The sequence below is a fragment of the Buttiauxella gaviniae ATCC 51604 genome (genome assembly GCF_001654835.1).
Lineage (GTDB): Bacteria > Pseudomonadota > Gammaproteobacteria > Enterobacterales > Enterobacteriaceae > Buttiauxella > Buttiauxella gaviniae.
The window spans coordinates 116,158-136,343 of record NZ_LXEP01000026.1; the positions used below are offsets into that span (position 1 = coordinate 116,158).

14 protein-coding genes are annotated in these 20,186 nt (G+C 52.9%); 8 read left to right on the forward strand and 6 right to left on the reverse strand.

Annotated elements, in window-relative coordinates:
- Positions 1–52: 52 nt before the first annotated feature.
- From M977_RS13225 to msrA, 5 genes are all read right to left on the reverse strand, one after another.
- On the reverse strand, positions 53–1,951 hold the full coding sequence (locus tag M977_RS13225) for a heavy metal translocating P-type ATPase (RefSeq protein ID WP_064515757.1): 1,899 nt from the start codon (positions 1,949–1,951) through the stop codon (positions 53–55).
- Complete coding sequence (locus M977_RS13230; RefSeq protein ID WP_064515759.1) at positions 1,948–3,000, reverse strand: SPFH domain-containing protein; 1,053 nt, start codon at positions 2,998–3,000, stop codon at positions 1,948–1,950. The genes M977_RS13225 and M977_RS13230 overlap by 4 nt, the downstream gene beginning before the upstream one ends.
- Positions 2,993–3,976 (reverse strand): protease modulator HflC, encoded by a 984-nt coding sequence (hflC, locus tag M977_RS13235; RefSeq protein ID WP_064515762.1) that lies wholly within the window; start codon positions 3,974–3,976, stop codon positions 2,993–2,995. Before hflC ends, M977_RS13230 begins: the two co-directional genes overlap by 8 nt.
- Positions 3,973–5,940 carry a protease modulator HflK gene (hflK, locus tag M977_RS13240; RefSeq protein WP_064515765.1) on the reverse strand — a complete coding sequence of 656 codons (1,968 nt, stop codon included), beginning with the start codon at positions 5,938–5,940 and terminating at the stop codon, positions 3,973–3,975. Before hflK ends, hflC begins: the two co-directional genes overlap by 4 nt.
- A 94-nt stretch (positions 5,941–6,034) precedes the next feature.
- Positions 6,035–6,673, reverse strand: a complete 639-nt coding sequence (gene msrA, locus M977_RS13245) for a peptide-methionine (S)-S-oxide reductase MsrA (RefSeq protein WP_064515767.1) — start codon at positions 6,671–6,673, stop codon at positions 6,035–6,037.
- Positions 6,674–6,886: 213 nt separating this feature from the next.
- On the opposite strand from msrA, the gene tamA reads away from it, so the two are divergent.
- The 3 genes from tamA to M977_RS13260 are packed head-to-tail and all read left to right on the forward strand — an operon-like array spanning position 6,887 to position 12,740.
- The gene (tamA, locus tag M977_RS13250) at positions 6,887–8,620 is read left to right on the forward strand and encodes an autotransporter assembly complex protein TamA (RefSeq protein ID WP_064515769.1); all 1,734 of its coding nucleotides are present in this window, start codon (positions 6,887–6,889) and stop codon (positions 8,618–8,620) included.
- The gene (tamB, locus tag M977_RS13255) at positions 8,617–12,393 is read left to right on the forward strand and encodes an autotransporter assembly complex protein TamB (protein WP_064515772.1); all 3,777 of its coding nucleotides are present in this window, start codon (positions 8,617–8,619) and stop codon (positions 12,391–12,393) included. The genes tamA and tamB overlap by 4 nt, the downstream gene beginning before the upstream one ends.
- A gap of 2 nt (positions 12,394–12,395) precedes the next feature.
- A complete protein-coding gene (locus M977_RS13260; RefSeq protein WP_064515775.1) occupies positions 12,396–12,740 on the forward strand; it encodes a gamma-glutamylcyclotransferase family protein in 345 nt (114 codons plus the stop codon).
- Positions 12,741–12,849: 109 nt separating this feature from the next.
- On the opposite strand, the gene ppa is transcribed toward M977_RS13260, so the two are convergent.
- Positions 12,850–13,377: an inorganic diphosphatase gene (gene ppa, locus M977_RS13265; RefSeq protein ID WP_064515779.1), complete on the reverse strand. Its 528-nt coding sequence runs from the start codon at positions 13,375–13,377 to the stop codon at positions 12,850–12,852.
- Positions 13,378–13,670: 293 nt separating this feature from the next.
- Between ppa and ytfQ the strand changes: the two genes are divergently transcribed.
- From ytfQ to M977_RS13290, 5 genes are all read left to right on the forward strand, one after another.
- Entirely contained in the window at positions 13,671–14,627 is a 957-nt protein-coding gene (ytfQ, locus tag M977_RS13270) for a galactofuranose ABC transporter, galactofuranose-binding protein YtfQ (protein WP_064515782.1), read from the forward strand.
- A gap of 141 nt (positions 14,628–14,768) precedes the next feature.
- Entirely contained in the window at positions 14,769–16,271 is a 1,503-nt protein-coding gene (gene ytfR, locus M977_RS13275) for a galactofuranose ABC transporter, ATP-binding protein YtfR (RefSeq protein ID WP_064515785.1), read from the forward strand.
- A 10-nt stretch (positions 16,272–16,281) separates the two neighbouring features.
- Positions 16,282–17,313: a galactofuranose ABC transporter, ATP-binding protein YtfT gene (gene ytfT, locus M977_RS13280; protein ID WP_134186290.1), complete on the forward strand. Its 1,032-nt coding sequence runs from the start codon at positions 16,282–16,284 to the stop codon at positions 17,311–17,313.
- On the forward strand, positions 17,300–18,301 hold the full coding sequence (gene yjfF, locus M977_RS13285) for a galactofuranose ABC transporter, permease protein YjfF (RefSeq protein WP_064515791.1): 1,002 nt from the start codon (positions 17,300–17,302) through the stop codon (positions 18,299–18,301). The genes ytfT and yjfF overlap by 14 nt, the downstream gene beginning before the upstream one ends.
- Positions 18,302–18,532: 231 nt before the next feature.
- Positions 18,533–20,098 (forward strand): methyl-accepting chemotaxis protein, encoded by a 1,566-nt coding sequence (locus M977_RS13290; protein WP_064515794.1) that lies wholly within the window; start codon positions 18,533–18,535, stop codon positions 20,096–20,098.
- Positions 20,099–20,186 lie beyond the last annotated feature (88 nt).

Consider the following 20,186-nt stretch of genomic DNA (forward strand, 5'->3'; position numbering starts at 1 on the left):
ATGTAAGACTTGTTCTTACAAATAGTATAAATTTTGCTGGGCCTTATTTCCATCACCCGCTCAACTTTTCTTCAAACCTTAATATCCTTCCCGCATTTCCCAGTACCAGCAGCGTGCTTAGGTTATGCAGTATCGCAGCGATCACCGCACCTGATGCACCCAGCCAACCGAAAGCGGCGGCGACGACAATCACTAGCGTCCAACCCAGCCCAATCAGCACGTTCATCTGTAAAGTGCGACGGCACAGGCGGCTTAAACGCACGCAGGTGCCGAGGCGGCGCAAGTCACCGCCAATCAACACGATATCGGCTGATGCCATGGCGATATCAGAGCCACCTGCACCCATCGCAACGCCAACCACACCCGCTTTAATTGCCAGGGAATCGTTAATCCCATCGCCGACTACCATTGGCCTGAAGCCATTGTCGATTTGCACACTGACCTGGTGGAGTTTGTCAGCAGGTAATGCCCCAGCTATAACGTCGTTAATCCCCACGTTCTTCGCGATGCGTTGTGCCACGGCTTCGCGGTCGCCGGTCAATAATAGTTGATGGTTTAGCCCAAGATCACGCAGCTCCGCCATTGCACTGGCCGCTTCGTCGCGTAAGCTATCGGCCAGTAAAATCCAGCCACGGAAACGCCCTGCCAGCACCAGGCCGACAATCGGCCCGTCGTGTGGCGGTTCTTCCGGTAAATCAGCAACCTGAGTTTTTAACAGCTCATGTCGGCCGAGATAAGCCTCGCCCGCCGCTGTAGTGGCAGAAATACCCAACCCCTGGTGTTCATGCACATTTTCAAGTGCAGGCCACACACTTTGCGGGGCGATATTGACCAGCGCACGGCTGACCGGGTGGTTACTGGTGGCCCCAAGACTCGCCGCCAGTGCAGACAGAACTTCCGGCGATTCTCCCGCTTCAGGAATCAGCTCATGAAGTTGCAGCTTGCCGTGTGTGAGCGTGCCGGTTTTATCAATAATCACCGCATTCAGTTCGGCTAATTCTTCGAGGAAGGCCGCACCGCGAATCAAAATACCGTGGCGAGCAGCAACGGTTAGCCCGGCAATAGATGTTGCAGGCGCGGAAAGCACCAACGCACATGGGCAGGCCGCTACTAATACCGCCAACATGGCCTGGTCGTTTTGCGTCAAAAACCAGGTGCTCGCGGCAATCAATAAAACCAGCAGAAGATAACGCGCCGCGTGACGTTCAAGCAGGCGAGTAATCGGTGGGCTGGCTTGCTCGGCACTTTGCATTAATGCCACTACGCGACCGAGTGTTGAGGTTTCGCCGATGTGCGTCACTTCAATTCGCAACCGCCCATCAAGATTGATTGCGCCACCGTAAACGTTCATGCCCGGTTTCACTTCCAGCGGTACGGATTCACCCGTGATCGGTGCGGTATCCAGGCTTGCCGTTCCTTCCAGCACGCGCCCGTCAGCAGGTAACCGGTCGCCTGCGCGCACTTCGACGATGTCACCAGCCACCAGTTCATGGTTGTCAATTTCATGGAGATTACCGTCTGCATCAAAGCGTCGCGCCCGGCTGTGGGTCAATTTACTGAGCGCTTCAATCGCTTCTTGCGAACCAATCATACTGCGCTCTTCAAGGATATGGCCGACGATCATAATCAGCGGCAGCAATGCGGCAGTGAGCAAATCCCCAATTGCCCACGAGCCAATTAGCGCCAGCGCAACCAGTTGGTCGGTAATACCATGCAAGCTCGGGTAACGCAGGCTGTAAAAGGCGTGGCGCAATACCGGAATGCCGACCATCAGCGATGCAGCACCCAGTAAGATATCGGCCACCGCGACTTGTTCGGGTGCCAGCCAGCGCCACAGCAAACCAAGAATTAACGTGCCGCTGGCAACCAGCGCTAGGATCAACTGCCGGGTAATCTGCCGTTGTTCCTGATGGCTCAGTGCGCCGCCGGGGTTAACAGTGTGGGTACTCATGGTTTAGAAGGTTCCTTTTGCCCGGCCGCTTGCAGGATCAAATTCGCATCATCTTTTGGAGAGACGGTAATGACGGATTCAGCTTGTGCCAGAATTGCCGCAATGCGTTCGCGGTAAACTCGCGCTAACAAGTCAGGGTCGTGCGGGCTGTTAGCCAGGCGATTCACCATTGCCGTGTCGGACTGAGCTTTCGCCACTCGTTCGCGAGCCTGCGCCTGAGCGGTCTGGCGCGTCTGGTCGGCAAGCTGAGTGGATTTCTGGCGAATTAAAGATGCGTCGGTATTGGCGGTGGCTATTGCCTGTGACGCTTGCTGGCTGGCAGTTAATACCGCATTGAATGCGGTGACTGTGGTTTCCGGCAAGGTGGATTGCACAGTAACCCGCTCAAGCGTAATCCCCAGGTCACTGCCTGATTGTGCCAGGCGCTGCAAATTTTGCTCGACGTTGCGCTGAACATCAGCACGCAGGCGTTCGCGTTGCTGGGCGACATTTAAATCGCCGCTGACCATTTCCGGGCGGGCGACAAGAATAGTATCCAGATCGCGCGCGGCGCATACCGCCACGGCAGCACGCTCAACCAGCCGGTCGAGAGCCGGAATCACATGTTCGCCCTGCAATACATACGCCATTGGCGTGACGACACGGTAAAACACGCTGATATCCAGCTGCACCACGCCTGAGTCACCAGTAAGCAGATACCCGGAACCCGCCAGTGCATCGCTGCTGTTATCGCCACGAGCATCTGCATGCAGCGCATCATTCGAGCGTAATAGCGCCGTAACGTGGTGTTCAATCACGCGGTCAGGTGCCGGAACCATCACCACATCGTTAATCGGCTTCGGCCAGGTGAGCAATAAACCCGGTTCGGCAATTCGCTGCTGCGCGCCGAAGTGAAGCACCACGGCACGGCTGTCTGCGGGTATCTGGCGAATATTTGAAAACAACCACGACGCTGCTGCCAGCAGTGTCAGTGCATACAGTGCGTAAAATGCGAGGCGTATCGACTGTGTCCACGGGCCCGCAGGTTTATTTTTTTGATGCTCACTCATGAGTTGTATCCAGCTTTGGCCCTTCTACCAGCAGGCGGAACGGTGCGGCATCAGTGCGTAACACCAGGCGGGTGCTGGAATTAACTACGCCGCTGAGCGCATCAAGCTGGCGTAACAGGCTGTATAGCTGAGGTGAACTGGCGTACGCCTTGCCATAAATTTCGGCGGCTTGCGCCTGAGATTGCGCTTCGATATCGGCAGCCTGAACCTGGGCTGTCGCCTCCACAATGCGGGCATCACGCTCTGCCGCCGAGCGAATTTCAGCCGCGGCGCGTTTGCCTTCAGCGGTGCGTTCAGTCGCAATGGTTTCGCGCTCGGCACGCATTCGATCGACTGTGGCGTTAAGCGTTACCGCGGGCAGGGTCAGGCGTTCGGTTCCAACCTGCACCAACCGGATACCGTAGCTTTCCAATAATGGCTGGCTGATTTGCGCCTGCAGATGCGATTCAAACTGGTCTAACTGCACTTGTTTGCTGTCGGTATTGACCAGTTGAGAGAGCGTAAAGCCACTTGCGGTAGTTTCGAGTGCCGAGCCGAGATAAGCACGAATTTGTCGTGCTGCTTCATCGGGCTGGTTTTGTACCGCGCGCATAAAGCGCTGCACATGCTCAGGGGTATTATCAACCTGCCAGACCGCATATGACTGCACAATGATGCGCAACCCGTCCCGCGTACCCACATCCTGCAATCCGCTCGAAGTCGTTCGCAGGCGTAGATCTACGGCGGTCGACATTTCAAAAGGTGCGGGCAGGCGCCACGCAAGACCTGGATTGAGCAGTACGCGTACCGGATTACCGAACCGAGTAATAATCAGCGATTCACCAGAGCGAACCTGCACAAGGCTTGCGGCGGCGGCAAGAATGAGCACCAGCGCACTTGCGCCAGCAATGCGCTTCCAGGCTTTAGTTACAGGAGCGTCAGAATGGTGGCTGTGGTGGCAACCGTTACTGCAACCATGATGATGTGAATGGCTCAACGGGAAGACTCCTGTGTCGGTTTGGAAGGTGCATCGTTGCGTGCTGCCTGGCTTAACGAGGGAAACTCGCGCAGGTCGATAGTGGGCTGCGAGGTTGCGCCAATACGGTGGTCGATAATTAACAACGGACTTTTGCCTAAAGTCTGGTGCAACTGGCTAAACCATAATTCATCGACAAACACCTGGCCGGATTTCGCCACTGCTTGTTTCTGTGCGGCAAAACGCACAGCCGTTGACTGCGCTTTACTGGTCACATCGGTAGCGTTCATCTGTGCCTGGTTCTGGCGCGCGGTAGCCGTAGTTTGTGCGCTGGCGGCCAGCTCTGCCGCATGCCCACGTTCGCGTGAAACCAGCGCTTGAGCTGAAATTTGCGCGGCTTGTACGCCGTGGAAGGCATCAGCAGCCCCTGCTGGAGGGTGGATAGCTTCGACGACGGTCGAGAGCAGTTCTACACCACTATCCAGGCCATCGAGTTTTTGCTGCACTGCCTGCTTAATCTGGCTTGCTAACTCGATGCGCTGTTCCCCTAAAACTTGCTCAAGAGTCAGCGAGGAAAACTGATGCACCATTACCTGGTTTGCAGTGCTACGAATCAATTCTGGCAAATTCACGCTGTTATAGGTTGCCGCCAGTGCTGCGTTATCGGTTAAGCCAACGCGCCACATAAAACGGACATCGCTATTAATAATTTGCAGACCTTGCTGGTTACCGCTCTGGCTGGCAATAATCTGCGCTTTATCAAAGCTATGAATCGCATCCCACAGGCGATCGGCGCTTTGCGGAGCATTCCCTTCGGCATTCGCCAGCGGCTCCGCAGGTGTATCGGCTTCTTCTCCGGCCGCTAACTCATGCACCTGGCCATTTTCCGCCAGTATCACCTGGCCAAAAGGCCATGGCAGCCCGTAATGCAGGCCCGATGGCACCACGGCAACCGGTTTGCCAAAGCGTTCATAAATACCGCGTTGGGTTGGGGAAACTTGCTGCATCCCGGTCAACAGCCAGCCGCAAAACAGCATGACTGCCAGCACCGGTAAAAATGCCCGCCGCAATACCGTGAATGCCCAAAGCTGGCGTAAATCAATCCCAAAGTGGTGGTGCAACTCGCGTTGTAAGAAAAGTAGCGGGCGTGGCGGCCAGACGAGTTGTGCTGCCAATTGGCTTTGAGCAAGGAACTTGGGTTCGCAGCCTTCTTCACCTGGTGGTGTGAATAGTGAGAATAGGCCGCGCAGCAGAAACTCAATTGCTACCAACAACACAAGGATCGCAGGCAGATTGACCAACAATGAGAGATTTGTTGTTGGGAATATCAGTGCGGGCAAAGAGAGCAATTGCACCGCGAGAGTCAGGCGTAATATCGGCGCAATGAATTTAGCTTCCGGCCAGGCTTCGTTTGATGTAGCTGCCAGATGGCGCTCCGCAACCAGTGTGACAAACATCGCCAATGCAATAGTACCGACCGCCACCCAGCGCAGGTTGTCTTCATCCAGCGAGACATAATTGGTTCCCCAGCCTGCCTGTGTGACGAATAACACGAGTGCCGCCATCGAGGCCAGCCAGACACCATCACTCTTAAGTAACGCATTGATGCGTTCAAAGTTGATGGGAATGAGTGCGCCAAGCCGTTGATAAATTGTCGGTGGAGGTTCTGTTTCAGTAGGAGCCGTTTCGGATTGAAGCACTGGTGAGAACTTTTCTGCCCGCCATTGGCAAATTCGCTGTGCATTGTAGATAGCGGTAGCTAGCAAGGTGAGCACGGCGGCCTGGCTGCTTAATAAGGCCGTCCAGCGTGAAGATGACTCGATAATGCTGACAATCAGCGCCACCACAATCATCAAAAAAATTAGCGCGCTTAATCCGAAGACTAATCTTGCAGTCAGCTTCGCCTGCGATGACGCTAAAGAGTCACGAGCCTGAGAAGTTAACGGTGAAGAGTCCGTTGGTTCAGAAAATTGGGAGGGCTGCATGGAGTCATTATTGGCGTTTAAATGTTACCATATAACATATCACAGCCCTCATTTACCCGTAAACGAAACGAGGGTAACCGATTGTACAAATGCTTTAACTCTGTGGCGGCAAACACACACCAATTCCACCAATGCCGCAGTAGCCGTATGGATTTTTGTGCAGATACTGCTGGTGGTCGTCCTCGGCATAATAGAACGGACCGGCGTTGGCAATTTCAGTCGTAATGTGGCGCTCGTCTCCGGAGAGAGTCATCGCCTCCTGGAAGCGTGCGAAGCTTGCGCGGGCAGCGGCATCCTGTTCTGGCGTTAATGGGTAAATTGCGGAGCGATATTGTGTACCAACGTCACCACCCTGGCGCATTCCCTGTGCTGGATCGTGGTTTTCCCAGAACACTTGCAATAACTGTTCGTAACTTACCTCTTGCGGGTCGTAAACCACACGCACCGCTTCTGTGTGCCCGGTCATTCCGCTACACACTTCGCGATAGGTTGGGTTAGGCGTAAAGCCCCCGGCGTAACCTGCGGCGGTGCTGTAAACCCCCGGAATTCTCCAGAACATTCTCTCGACACCCCAGAAACAACCCATTGCGAAATAAGCGATCTCCATCCCATCTGGTACATTTGTCATGGAATGCTCGTTTACCGCATGTAAAGAGGCGATTGGCATCGGGGTATTGCGACCAGGCAACGCTTCTGACTGCGTTACGGGATGGGTTTTCTCAAATAATTTCATCAGTCATGCTCTCCCGATGTTGGCTAAATTTAACAACAACCGCCATGCGGTTGTAACGAGGCGTGTTATTGCAGACAATAACTCCTCTGGATGAGACTACAGTACATATAAGAATTATTTGGGTTATTGTGCAGTTTTCAACCCCAATTGTTGGGGTTTTGTAACAAAGACGTTTCCTTCCAGGGGTGGGAACAAGGATATTCAGGAGAAAACGTGCCACGATTCCGTACTATTTGCTCGGCTTGCCTATGCCTGGTAAGCACGTGGGCCAGCGCTGCCAACGTGCGTTTACAGGTGGAAGGGCTAAGCGGTGAACTGCAAAAAAACGTTCGCGCTCAGCTTTCAACTATCCAGAGTGATGAAGTTACGCCAGACAGGCGTTTCCGTGCGCGTGTGGATGACGCTATCCGTAATGGATTGAAAGCGCTCGGCTATTATGAGCCAACCATTGATTTCGACCTGCGGCCACCACCAGCCAAAGGACGCCAGGTTTTGATTGCCAAAGTCGATCCCGGCCCGCCAGTGCTGATTGGCGGCACCGATGTGATTCTGCGCGGCGGAGCACGTGACGATAAAGACTACATCGCGCTGCTCGGTGAGCGCCCGAAGATTGGCACTATCCTCAATCATCACGATTACGACAGCTTCAAAAAAGACCTTTCCAACATTGCGGTGCGAAAGGGCTATTTCGACAGTGAATTCCTTAAAAGCCAGCTAGGTGTTTCGCTTGAGCGCCGCCAGGCGTTCTGGGACATCGATTACAACAGCGGCGAGCGTTATCGTTTTGGTGCCGTGACTTTTGAAGGCTCACAAATTCGCGAAGAGTACCTGCAAAATCTTGTGCCTTTTAAACAGGGTGATTACTACCAGTCGAAAGATTTGGCGGAGTTAAACCGCCGTTTATCAGCGACAGGTTGGTTTAATTCGGTGGTGGTTGCGCCGGAATTCGACAAGTCTCGCGAAACCAAAGTATTACCGTTGCATGGTGTTGTTTCACCACGTACTGAGAACACCATCGAAACCGGTGTGGGTTATTCCACCGATGTTGGGCCGCGCGTAAAAGCGACGTGGAAAAAACCGTGGATGAACTCTTACGGCCACAGCCTGACCAGCAGCATCAGCCTTTCCGCACCAGAACAGATCGTTGATTTCAGCTACAAAATGCCGCTGCTTAAAAACCCGCTGGAACAATATTATCTGGTGCAGGGCGGCTTTAAAGCGACCGATCTGAACGATACTAAGTCCGACTCCAGCACCCTCGCGGTCTCACGATACTGGGATTTATCCAGCGGTTGGCAGCACGCCATTAACCTGCGCTGGAGTCTCGATCACTTTACCCAGGCAGACGTAACCAACACCACGATGCTGCTTTATCCGGGTTTGAGCCTTAACCGTACCCGTTCGCGTGGTGGTTTGATGCCAACCTGGGGCGATTCCCAACGCTATTCGATTGATATTTCCGACACCTCATGGGGCTCGGACGTCGATTTCGGGGTATTCCAGGCGCAGCAAGTCTGGATTCGAACGTTGCAGGAAAAACACCGTTTTGTGGTGCGTGGCAATGTGGGTTGGATTGAAACCAATAACTTCGACAAAGTGCCGCCAGACTTACGCTTCTTTGCCGGTGGTGACCGCAGTATTCGCGGCTATTCCTACAAATCCATCTCCCCTGAAAACGACAAAGGCGAACTGACCGGTGCGTCAAAAATGATTACCGGATCGCTGGAGTATCAATACAACGTTACCGGGAAATGGTGGGGGGCGGTGTTCGTCGATTCTGGCGAAGCAGTCAACGATATCAAACAGAGTAACTATAAAACGGGTGCAGGCTTTGGCGTACGCTGGCAGTCGCCGGTTGGGCCCATCAAACTCGATTTAGCGGTCCCGGTGGCTGATAAAGATGAGCATGGTTTACAGTTTTACATCGGTTTGGGGCCTGAACTATGAGTCGTTGGAAGAAAATAAGCCTCGCGGTGTTGGTTTTTGTGGTGCTGTTGATTGGTGCTGTGGGTTTCCTGGTGGGGACTACCACCGGGCTGCACGTCTTATTTAACGCCGCAAACCGTTGGGTGCCGGGGCTGGATATCGCAAGCGTCACGGGCGGCTGGCGCAATTTGACCATCAAAGGTTTGCGCTACCAACAACCTGGCGTTGATGTGAATGCCGGCGAAATTAATCTGGCTGTGAAACTAGGCTGCCTGCGTGATAGCAGCCTGTGCGTGAATAATCTCTCGCTTAAAGACATTGATGTCGTTATCGACAGCAAAAAAATGCCTCCGGCAGCACCGGTTCAGGAAGAAGACACCGGCCCGCTCAATCTCACCACGCCGTATCCGATTACCCTAAGTCGCGTGGCGCTTAATAACGTCAATATCAAGATTGATAACACCACTGTTTCGGTGATGGAGTTTACTTCCGGCCTGAACTGGCAAGAACGCAACGTGACCGTTACGCCAACCAATCTCGAAGGTTTGCTGATTGCATTGCCGAAAGTGGCCAAAGTTGCTCAGGAACAGGTGGTTGAGCCGAAGATCCAGAACCCGCAGCCAGAAGAGTTGCCGCTGGGCGAAACGCTCAAACAATTGTTTGAAAAGCCAGTTTTGCCTGAAATGACCGATGTGCATTTGCCGCTGAACCTGAATATTCAGGAATTCCGTGGGGCGAACTTACGCCTGACTGGCGACACCGATTTACTGGTCAGCAGCCTGTTGCTAAAAGTCAGCAGTATTGATGGCTCTCTTAAGCTTGATGCACTGGATGTGGATTCCTCGCAAGGGCTGGTCAACGCTACTGGTAGCGCGGAATTACGCGATAAATGGCCGGTCGACTTAACCTTAAACACCACGCTGAATATCGACCCAATCAAAGGTGAAAAGGTGAAGATGAAGATTGGTGGGGAGCTGCGGGATGTGCTGAAAGTGGGCATGAATCTCTCAGGCCCGGTTGATCTTGAACTCACTGCGCAAACTCAGCTTGCTGAAGCAGGCTTGCCGCTCAATCTTGAAGTGGTCAGTAAGCAACTTTACTGGCCATTTACCGGGAAGAAAGAGTACCAGGCCAACAACCTGAAACTGAAATTCAGCGGCAAAATGACCGACTATAAATTGTCGTTCCGTAGCGATGTGAAAGGCGAGCAAATTCCGCCAGCCACCATCACTCTGGATGCGGCAGGCAACGAGCAACAGCTTAATCTCGACAAGCTGCGTGTCGCTGCGTTGCAGGGCAACACTGACTTGAAAGCGGTGCTCGACTGGAGCAAAGCCATTAGCTGGCGTGGCGAGCTGAAACTCGACGATATCAATACGGCGAAGCAATTCCCGGACTGGCCTGCGAAACTCGACGGTCTGGTGAAAACCAGCGGCAGTTTGTATGGCGGCAGCTGGCAGGTGGATGTCTCCGAGCTGAAACTTGCCGGGAATGTCAAAAATAACAAACTAAACGTAACCGGCAAGCTCAACGGCAACAGTTACATGCAGTGGAAAACTCCTGGGCTGCATATAGAACTGGGGCGCAACAGTGCTGATGTTAAAGGGGAGTTAGGGCCGAAAGATCTGGAGCTTGATGCCACCATCGATGCACCGAATCTCGACAATGCTTTACCGGGACTTGGCGGCACAGCGAAAGGCACGATTAAAGTGCGTGGCGATGTGAAAGCGCCGCAGCTGCTGGCAGACCTTACCGCGAATAACCTCCGCTGGCAGGAGCTGTCGATTGCGCGAGTCTTGCTGAAAGGGGATGTGAAATCCACCGATCAAATTGCCGGGAATCTGGATCTGCGCGTTGAGCGTATTTCCCAGCCAGGTGTCGATCTCAGCCTGGTAACGCTTGACGCAAAAGGCTCCGAAAAACAGCACCAGCTAAAACTGCGCATTCAGGGCGAACCCGTTTCCGGGCAGCTTGATTTGAGCGGCAGCTTCGACCGTGCGGAGGAGCGCTGGCGTGGCAGTCTTAGCAATACGCGATTTGAAACGCCAGTTGGCCCATGGTCACTTAACCGTTCATTGGCGCTCGATTACCGCAATAAAGAGCAGAAAATCAATATCGGTGTGCATTGCTGGACTAACCCGAATGCCGAACTTTGTGTACCGCAGCCGATTGATGCAGGAGTGAAAGGCCGTGCGCTGGTCAATCTGAACCGCTTTGATCTGGCGATGCTAAAACCGTTTATGCCAGCTGATACACAAGCGGTGGGAACATTTAGTGGCCGTGCGGATGTGAGCTGGGATGCGGAATCTGAAGGCTTGCCACAAGGTTCAGTTACGCTCACGGGTAACGGCGTGAAAGTCACGCAAATGGTGAACGACAGCCCGCTGCTGGTGGCGTTCGACACGCTTAATCTCAATGCCGAGCTTAAAAACAACCAGGCCAAACTAGGCTGGTTGATTCGCATTGCTCAAAATGGCCAGTTCGATGGTCAGGTTCAAATTAGCGATCCACAAAACCGCCGCAACCTGGCGGGGAATGTGAATATGCGCAACTTTGATTTGGCTATCGCCAATTCGGTGTTCTCACGCGGAGAAAAAGCCGCTGGCAAGATTAACGCTAACTTACGTCTGGCGGGGAATTTGGAGCGCCCGCAAGTCTTCGGCCAGTTGCAAGTTAACGGCGTGGATATCGACGGCAACTTTATGCCGTTTGATATGCAGCCAAGTCAGTTGGCAATGAACTTTAACGGTATGAACTCGACGCTTGCCGGTACAGTGCGTACGAAGCAGGGTGATATTGCTCTGAGTGGCGATGCTGACTGGACGCAAATCGACAACTGGCGCGCGCGTGTGGCGGCGAAAGGCAATAAGGTGCGCATTACTGTGCCACCGATGGTGCGCCTTGATGTTTCGCCTGACGTTGAGTTTGTTGCGACTCCGAGCTTGTTCACGCTTGATGGTAGTGTAGACATCCCGTGGGCACGTATCGTGGTGCACGAAGTTCCGGAAAGCTCAGTGGGCGTGTCCAGTGATGAAGTGATGCTGGATAAAAATTTGAAGCCGATTAAACCGCAAACGGCAAGCATTCCTATCAACAGTAACTTGGTTATTCACGTTGGTAACAACGTGCGCCTGGATGCGTTTGGTTTGAAAGCGCGTCTGAATGGTGATTTAAAAATGGTGCAGGACCGTCAGGGTCTCGGCCTGAACGGGCAGATCAATATTCCTGAAGGGCGTTTCCATGCGTACGGACAGGATCTGATCGTGCGTAAAGGCGAGCTGTTATTCTCAGGTCCACCAGACCAGCCATTATTAAATATCGAAGCGATTCGTAACCCAGAAGCGACAGAAAACGACGTAATAGCCGGTGTTCGTGTCACGGGAACAGCAGATGAGCCGAAAGCTGAGATATTTTCTGATCCGGCCATGTCACAGCAAGAAGCCTTGTCCTACCTGCTTCGCGGGCAGGGTTTGGACAATTCTGGCGACGATGGTAACGCCATGACATCAATGCTTGTTGGCTTGGGGGTTGCACAAAGTGGTCAGGTTGTGGGTAAAATCGGCGAGACGTTTGGCGTAAGCAATCTGGCGCTTGATACCGCAGGGGTGGGGGATTCCTCTCAAGTGGTGGTCAGTGGCTATGTACTGCCAGGTCTCCAGGTTAAATATGGAGTGGGTATTTTTGACTCATTGGCGACACTAACACTGCGTTATCGCCTGATGCCTAAGCTGTATCTGGAAGCGGTGTCTGGTATCGATCAGGCACTTGATCTGCTTTATCAGTTTGAGTTTTAGCTATGCGAATTTTTGTTTACGGCAGTTTACGACGCAAGCAAGGTAACAGTCACTGGATGACCAACGCCCAGTGGCTTGGGGATCATCATGTTGAAAATTACGCTTTATACAGCCTTGGCCATTATCCGGGGGTAGTGCCGGGTGAAGGTTCTGTGGTGGGTGAAGTGTATCGTATTGATGCTTCTACACTCTCTGAGCTTGACGCTTTGCGCACTAAAGGTGGCGAGTATAAACGTCAGCTAATTCAGACACCTTACGGCAGTGCATGGATGTACGTGTACCAACGATCGGTGGATGGATTAACCCGCATAGAAAGCGGAGACTGGTTGGATAAAGATCAGTTCTAGTTGATTCCCAAAACGGCCACTCACTCGAGTGGCCGTTTCACTTTTGCAGACGCATAAAAAAAACACCGCCAGATGGCGGTGTTTTCATAAGCTTTAAGCAGGGTAAGAATTACTTCTTAGCACGCTCGAAGGAAGCAACGATTTCAGCTTTAGCTGCTGCTGCATTGTCCCAGCCTTCAACTTTAACCCATTTGCCTTTCTCGAGAGCTTTGTACTGCTCGAAGAAGTGGGAGATCTGCGCTTTCAGCAGTTCTGGCAGGTCGTTCACATCTTTAATGTGATCGTATTCTTTGCTCAGTTTGGTGTGCGGAACCGCAACCAGCTTGGCATCTTCGCCAGCTTCGTCAGTCATTTTCAATACGCCAACTGGACGGCAACGAATAACAGAACCTGGTTGCAGTGGGTATGGAGTTGGGACCAGAACGTCAACCGGGTCACCGTCTAAAGACAGGGTGTGGTTGATGTAACCGTAGTTGCACGGATAGAACATTGCGGTAGACATGAAACGGTCAACGAACAGCGCGCCGGTGTCTTTATCAACTTCATATTTGATAGGATCAGCGTTTGCTGGGATTTCGATAACAACGTAGATGTCTTCTGGCAGATCAATACCCGCAGGGACGTTGAGTAAGCTCATGTCTTTTTCCTTTAAACTGGTGTCATTCAAGTGCCGCGTATTATAGCTAACTCGATTTAAATGTCTTCGCCTCTTTTTGCCTTCATTTCTCTCCCACATCCCTTTCCAGAACCTTCCGACAACGGGAAAATCCATAAACATAGCCGTATTCTTTATAAACTTATGTAAGCGGTTACAAGGTTATGCGCGACTTGTTGGAATTGTGATGTAACTCATTCTGTTACACCACACGTCGTCTATAGTTTTTTCGACGCCCAGATTTTAACCAACAATAACCCTACGAGGATGTCCCTATGTGGAAGCGCTTACTTTTGGTCTCTGCAGTCTCCGCAGCCATGTCGTCTATGGCAATAGCTGCTCCGTTAACGGTCGGATTTTCGCAGGTAGGTTCTGAATCCGGCTGGCGAGCAGCGGAAACATCGGTTGCGAAGAGTGAAGCCGAGAAACGCGGCATCACGCTGAAAATCGCAGACGGCCAACAAAAACAAGAAAACCAGATTAAAGCCGTACGTTCATTTATCGCCCAGGGCGTAGACGCAATCTTCATTGCGCCAATCGTCGCCACGGGTTGGGAGCCAGTATTACAAGAAGCAAAAGAGGCCAAAATCCCAGTATTCCTGCTCGACCGTAATATCGATGTTAAAGATAAATCGCTGTACATGACCGTCGTCACCGCCAACAACGTGCTGGAAGGCCAGTTAATTGGTGAATGGCTGCTTAAAGAGTTGAATGGTAAGCAATGTAACGTGGTTGAACTGCAAGGCACCGTGGGCGCGAGCGTGGCAATTGACCGTAAGAAAGGTTTTGCGGACGCCATTTCTAAAGCATCCAACGTGAAAATCATTCGTTCTCAGTCTGGCGACTTTACCCGCAGTAAAGGTAAAGAAGTGATGGAGAGCTTCATCAAAGCTGAGAACAACGGCAAAAACATCTGCATGGTTTACGCGCACAACGATGACATGGTGATCGGTGCGATTCAGGCAATCAAAGAAGCGGGTCTGAAACCGGGCAAAGACATTCTGACCGGTTCAATTGATGGCGTGCCGGATATCTACAAAGCGATGATCGATGGCGAAGCCAACGCAAGTGTTGAGCTGACGCCAAACATGGCAGGACCTGCGTTCGATGCACTCGAGAAGTTCAAGAAAGATGGCACCATGCCTGAAAAAGTGACCATCACCAAATCAACGCTATACCTCCCGGATACCGCGAAAGAAGAGCTCGAGAAGAAGAAATCGATGGGCTACTGATGAGTTATGCCCCTCCCGAAAAGGAAGGGCTGTTTTATGTAGGGCGGATAAGCGTAGCGTCATCCGCCATTAAGGCACGGGCCAGATCGAGGGCGCTGCGCTTATCTCACCCTACAGTTGTGTGTTGGCAGGAGTGCGTTCATGAACACAAATAACAATCAGGAAATTCTGCGCACGGAAGGCTTATCGAAACATTTCCCAGGGGTTAAGGCGCTCGACAAAGTGGATTTCAGCCTCAATCGGGGTGAAATCATGGCATTACTGGGTGAAAATGGAGCAGGGAAATCAACGCTTATCAAAGCCTTAACCGGTGTTTATCAGCGCGATAGCGGCAATATTTATCTCGATGGGGAACAGATTTCCCCGAAGAATACCGCCCATGCCCAACAACTCGGCATCGGTACGGTGTATCAGGAAGTCAATCTACTGCCCAATATGTCGGTGGCGGATAACTTGTTTATCGGCCGCGAGCCGCGTCGCTTTGGGTTTATACAACGCAAAGAGATGGAAAAACGCGCCGCCCTCCTGATGGAATCCTACGGGTTCTCGCTGGATGTCGCCGAACCGCTCAACCGTTATTCCGTCGCGATGCAGCAAATCGTTGCGATTTGCCGGGCCATCGATCTTTCGGCCAAAGTGCTGATTCTCGATGAACCTACCGCCAGCCTCGACACCAAAGAAGTTGAAATGCTGTTCACCCTGATGCGCCAGTTGCGCGATCAGGGCGTAAGCCTGATCTTCGTTACCCACTTCCTCGATCAAGTTTATGAAGTCACCGACAGGATAACCGTTCTGCGCAACGGATCGTTTGTTGGCACGAGAAATACAAAAGATCTGCCGCAGATAGATCTGGTGAAAATGATGCTGGGGCGCGAGCTGGAAACTAATGCACTTAACCGTGCGGGCCGCACTTTACTGAGCGATAAACCGGTCGCCGCGTTTAAAGATTTTGGTAAGAAAGGGGTGATCAACCCGTTCAATCTTGAAGTCCGTCCGGGTGAGATCGTTGGTCTGGCGGGTTTATTAGGATCCGGGCGCACCGAAACCGCCGAAGTGATATTTGGGATCAAGCCCGCGGACCAGGGCAACGCGTGGATCAAAGGCAAGCCGCAATCACTTCGATCACCGCATAAAGCTTCGTCGCTGGGTATTGGTTTTTGCCCGGAAGATCGCAAAACTGACGGCATTATTTCCGCCGCTTCAGTACGTGAAAATATCATTCTGGCGTTACAGGCCCAACGCGGCTGGCTGCGCCCCATCCCTAAGCGTGAGCAGTATCAGATAGCCGAACGGTTTATTCGCCAGTTGGGGATCCGTACGCCTGGCCCCGATCAACCGATCGAGTTTCTCTCCGGCGGTAATCAGCAAAAAGTTCTGCTCTCGCGCTGGCTGTTGACCAAACCGCAGTTTCTGATCCTCGACGAACCGACGCGCGGGATCGACGTTGGCGCACACGCCGAAATTATCCGTTTGATCGAAACGCTGTGTGCCGATGGCCTGGCGCTGTTAGTTATCTCCTCTGAACTGGAGGAACTGGTGGGCTATGCGGATCGTGTGATCATCATGCGTGACAGGCAGCAAGTGGCTGAGATCCCGCTCGCGGAGCTTTCCGTGTCGGCAATTATGAATGCCATTGCGGCATAAGGAGTAACACGTGATGCCTCGTTCATTGCCGCAAACGGATGCCGAAAAGCCAAAGCGAAATTTCCGCTGGCCGCCGGGTATTCCGCAGTTGGTCGCGTTGGTGCTGGTGCTGTTAGTCGATAGCCTGGTCGCCAATCACTTCTTTGATATTGTGGTGCAAAACGGGCGGCTGTTCGGCAGCCCGATAGATATTCTCAACCGTGCGGCACCGGTCGCATTACTGGCAATCGGCATGACACTGGTGATCGCCACTGGTGGCATTGACCTTTCCGTTGGCGCGGTGATGGCGATTGCTGGCGCTACGGCGGCGACGTTAACTGTCGACGGGCACAGTCTGACGGTAGTTATTCTGGCGTCACTCGGCGTGGGGGTTCTGGCGGGGCTGTGGAACGGCATTCTGGTGGCCATCCTGAAGATTCAGCCGTTCGTTGCCACGCTAATCCTGATGGTAGCCGGGCGTGGTGTGGCGCAACTTATCACCGCCGGGCAAATCGTTACTTTTGATTCACCAAACCTCTCGTATCTGGGCAGCGGTTCGCTGTTCTTCTTCCCGACGCCCGTGATTATTGTGCTGGCAACGCTGCTGGTCTTCTGGCTGTTTACCCGCAAAACGGCGTTGGGCCTGTTTATCGAATCGGTCGGGATTAACATTCGCGCGGCGAAAAACGCCGGGGTCAATACGCGCATTGTGGTGATGCTGACTTACGTTTTGAGCGGCCTGTGCGCGGCCATCGCCGGGATTATCGTTACCGCCGATATTCGTGGTGCTGATGCCAACAACGCCGGATTGTGGCTGGAACTGGACGCCATTCTGGCGGTAGTAATCGGTGGCGGTTCGTTGATGGGCGGGCGCTTTAACATCGCGCTTTCGGTAATTGGTGCGCTGATTATTCAGGGGATGAACACCGGCATCCTGCTTTCCGGTTTTCCGCCTGAGCTTAACCAGGTGGTGAAAGCGGTGGTGGTGATGTGCGTGCTGATTGTTCAGTCGCCACGTTTTATTGCTTTGCTCAAAGGACTACGTCGCCATGATCAAACGTAACTTGCCGTTGATGATTACCCTGGCGGTGTTTGTGCTGGGGTATCTGTACTGCCTGACGCAATTCCCCGGTTTTGCCTCAACGCGGGTAATTTGCAACATCCTGACTGATAACGCGTTCCTGGGGATTATTGCCGTTGGCATGACCTTTGTGATCCTCTCCGGCGGCATCGATCTTTCTGTCGGTTCAGTGATCGCCTTTACCGGGGTGTTCCTCGCTAAAGCGATTGGCTTCTGGGGCTTGTCGCCGCTGGTGGCTTTCCCGCTGGTGCTGCTGATGGGCTGCGCGTTTGGCGCGTTTATGGGCTTGCTTATCGACGCGCTAAAAATCCCAGCCTTTATTATCACCCTTGCTGGGATGTTCTTCCTGCGTGGGGTCAGCTACCTGGTTTCGGAAGAGTCCATTCCCATTAACCACCCGATTTACGACACGCTTTCAAACCTTGCCTGGCGCATTCCCGGCGGTGGGCGTTTGAGTGCCATGGGCTTGCTGATGCTGGCCGTGGTGGTGATTGGTATTTTCCTTGCGCACCGCACCCGTTTTGGTAACCAGGTTTATGCGATTGGCGGCAACGCAACGTCGGCAAACCTGATGGGGATTTCCACCCGCAGCACTACAGTGCGCATTTATATGCTTTCAACCGGGCTTGCCACACTCGCCGGTATTGTCTTTTCGCTCTATACCTCAGCAGGTTACGCGCTGGCAGGAATGGGTGTTGAGCTGGATGCGATTGCCTCAGTGGTTATCGGCGGCACGCTGTTAAGTGGTGGCGTTGGGACGGTGCTGGGCACGCTGTTTGGCGTGGCGATACAGGGGCTGATTCAGACCTATATCAACTTCGATGGTACGCTCAGTTCGTGGTGGACGAAAATCGCCATCGGCATTTTGCTATTTATTTTCATCGCCCTACAGCGCGGCCTGACGGTGTTGTGGGAAAACCGCCAAAGCTCGCCAGTGAAGCGTATTAGCGTGCGCCCTGGTCAAAGCTGAATCTTTAAACATACCCAAAATATTTCGAGTTGCAGGAAGGCAGCAAACGAGCAAATCCCGATGAGCTTACTTAAGTAAGTGATTATTTGGCCCATTCATGGGCCTACCCCTTCGGGGGCGCGAGAGCAGCTAACGCACCTGCGGCTCTAAAGATCCAGGGTATTAAACTTTCTCCGGTGATGGTCGATAACACTTCAATCGTTTCTATCGTTCTGTCACCGGGAAAAGAGCATGTTGAGAAATTTGTCTATTCGCACGGGGCTGCTGACATTGCTGGCAGTCATGACCTTCCTGTTGTTATTTGTCAGCGGCATGGGCATTTTTGCTCTGCAACAAAGCTCAACCTCACTCCAGAATATTAATCGCCTACAGGGCGAGCAGATGGTGCGCTTGTCTGATGGCTATGTTTCGTTGCTACGCGCGCGTAACGGTGCAGGGCAGGCGGTTCGCCAGATGGAAATTGGCCTGCTGGAAGATGCCACCAAATCTACCGATTACGTTGCCAGTGATGTGGCGGCGGCTCAACAGCAGCTAAAAGAGTTTATCGACAGCGGCGTGAGCGATGAAGAAGGCAATCGACTGATTCAAAACTTAGCGCAAAGCTATGCGGAATACCTCGCAAAAGGCATCAATCCGATGCTCGCAGCGCTCACCAAACAAAGCCCCGATGATTACTACGATCTGCTGGAAAAGACGCTGATTCCGCTGTCGCAAAAGTTTGATACCGATGTGGAGATTTTCAAGCAGTGGGGCGAGGCGCGCGGCAACAGCGAAGTTGAAGCGGTGCAATTGCATAAGAAAATCGTCCTTACGCTAATTATTATCGCCGCATTGCTCACCGCCGGAATTATCGTGCTGGTGTGGCTGGCACTCCGCCATTTACTGCTCAAGCCGTTGAATCAGTCGATTGAGCAGCTGGAGTTTGTCGCCAGGGGCGATTTAACTCAGACGTTGCCACCTGCTGGTAACAACGAATTTGGCCGCCTGGCGACGGCAATTACCATCATGCGAGATTCCTTGATGGAATCGGTAAGCCGCGTGCGCGATGCCAGCTCGCAAATTGATACCGGCAGCCGCGAACTGGCCGCAGGCAACCAGAACCTTGCCCAACGCACTGAATCAACCGCCACTTCTCTTGAGCAAACGGCTGCCAGCATGGAGCAGATCACCGCGACCGTGAAACAGAACGCCGACAACGCCGAGCAAGCACATAAATTAGCAAAAGACGTTTCTGATACCGCCGATCGTGGCAGCGAAATGGTGTGCTATGTGATTGAAAAAATGCGTGATATCTCCAGTAGTTCCGACCGTATTGCCGACATCCTCAGTGTTATCGACGGCATCGCATTCCAGACCAATATTCTGGCGCTGAACGCCTCGGTAGAAGCAGCACGTGCAGGTGAACAAGGGCGTGGATTTGCGGTGGTAGCGGGCGAAGTTCGTATCCTGGCAAGCCGCAGCGCTGACGCCGCAAAAGAGATCCGTACGCTGATTTCGGACTCGCAAAATCACGTTGGCGAAGGTCGTGAACTTGCGCAGCAAGCCGGGGAAACGATGGATGAAATCGCCGAAGAAGTGATGCGCATGACCCGTCTGGTGAGTGAAATCGCTAATGCGTCAAACGAGCAAAGCTATGGTATCGAGCAGGTGAATATTGCGGTGAGCCAGATGGATGAGGCAGCGCAGCAGAATGCGGCATTGGTTCAGGAATCAACAGCGGCTACGCGTTCGCTTGAGGAGCAGTCACAGCACTTGGTGGCTGCGATGGCAACGTTCAGGTGTACCCGTCATACTTGAAGCCGCATCCGCGTTGGCTGCGTTCACGCACCCGACAAATCTGCTGAAAGCAGATTTGAACGCTGCTAGCAGCGGCCCGAAGGGGTAG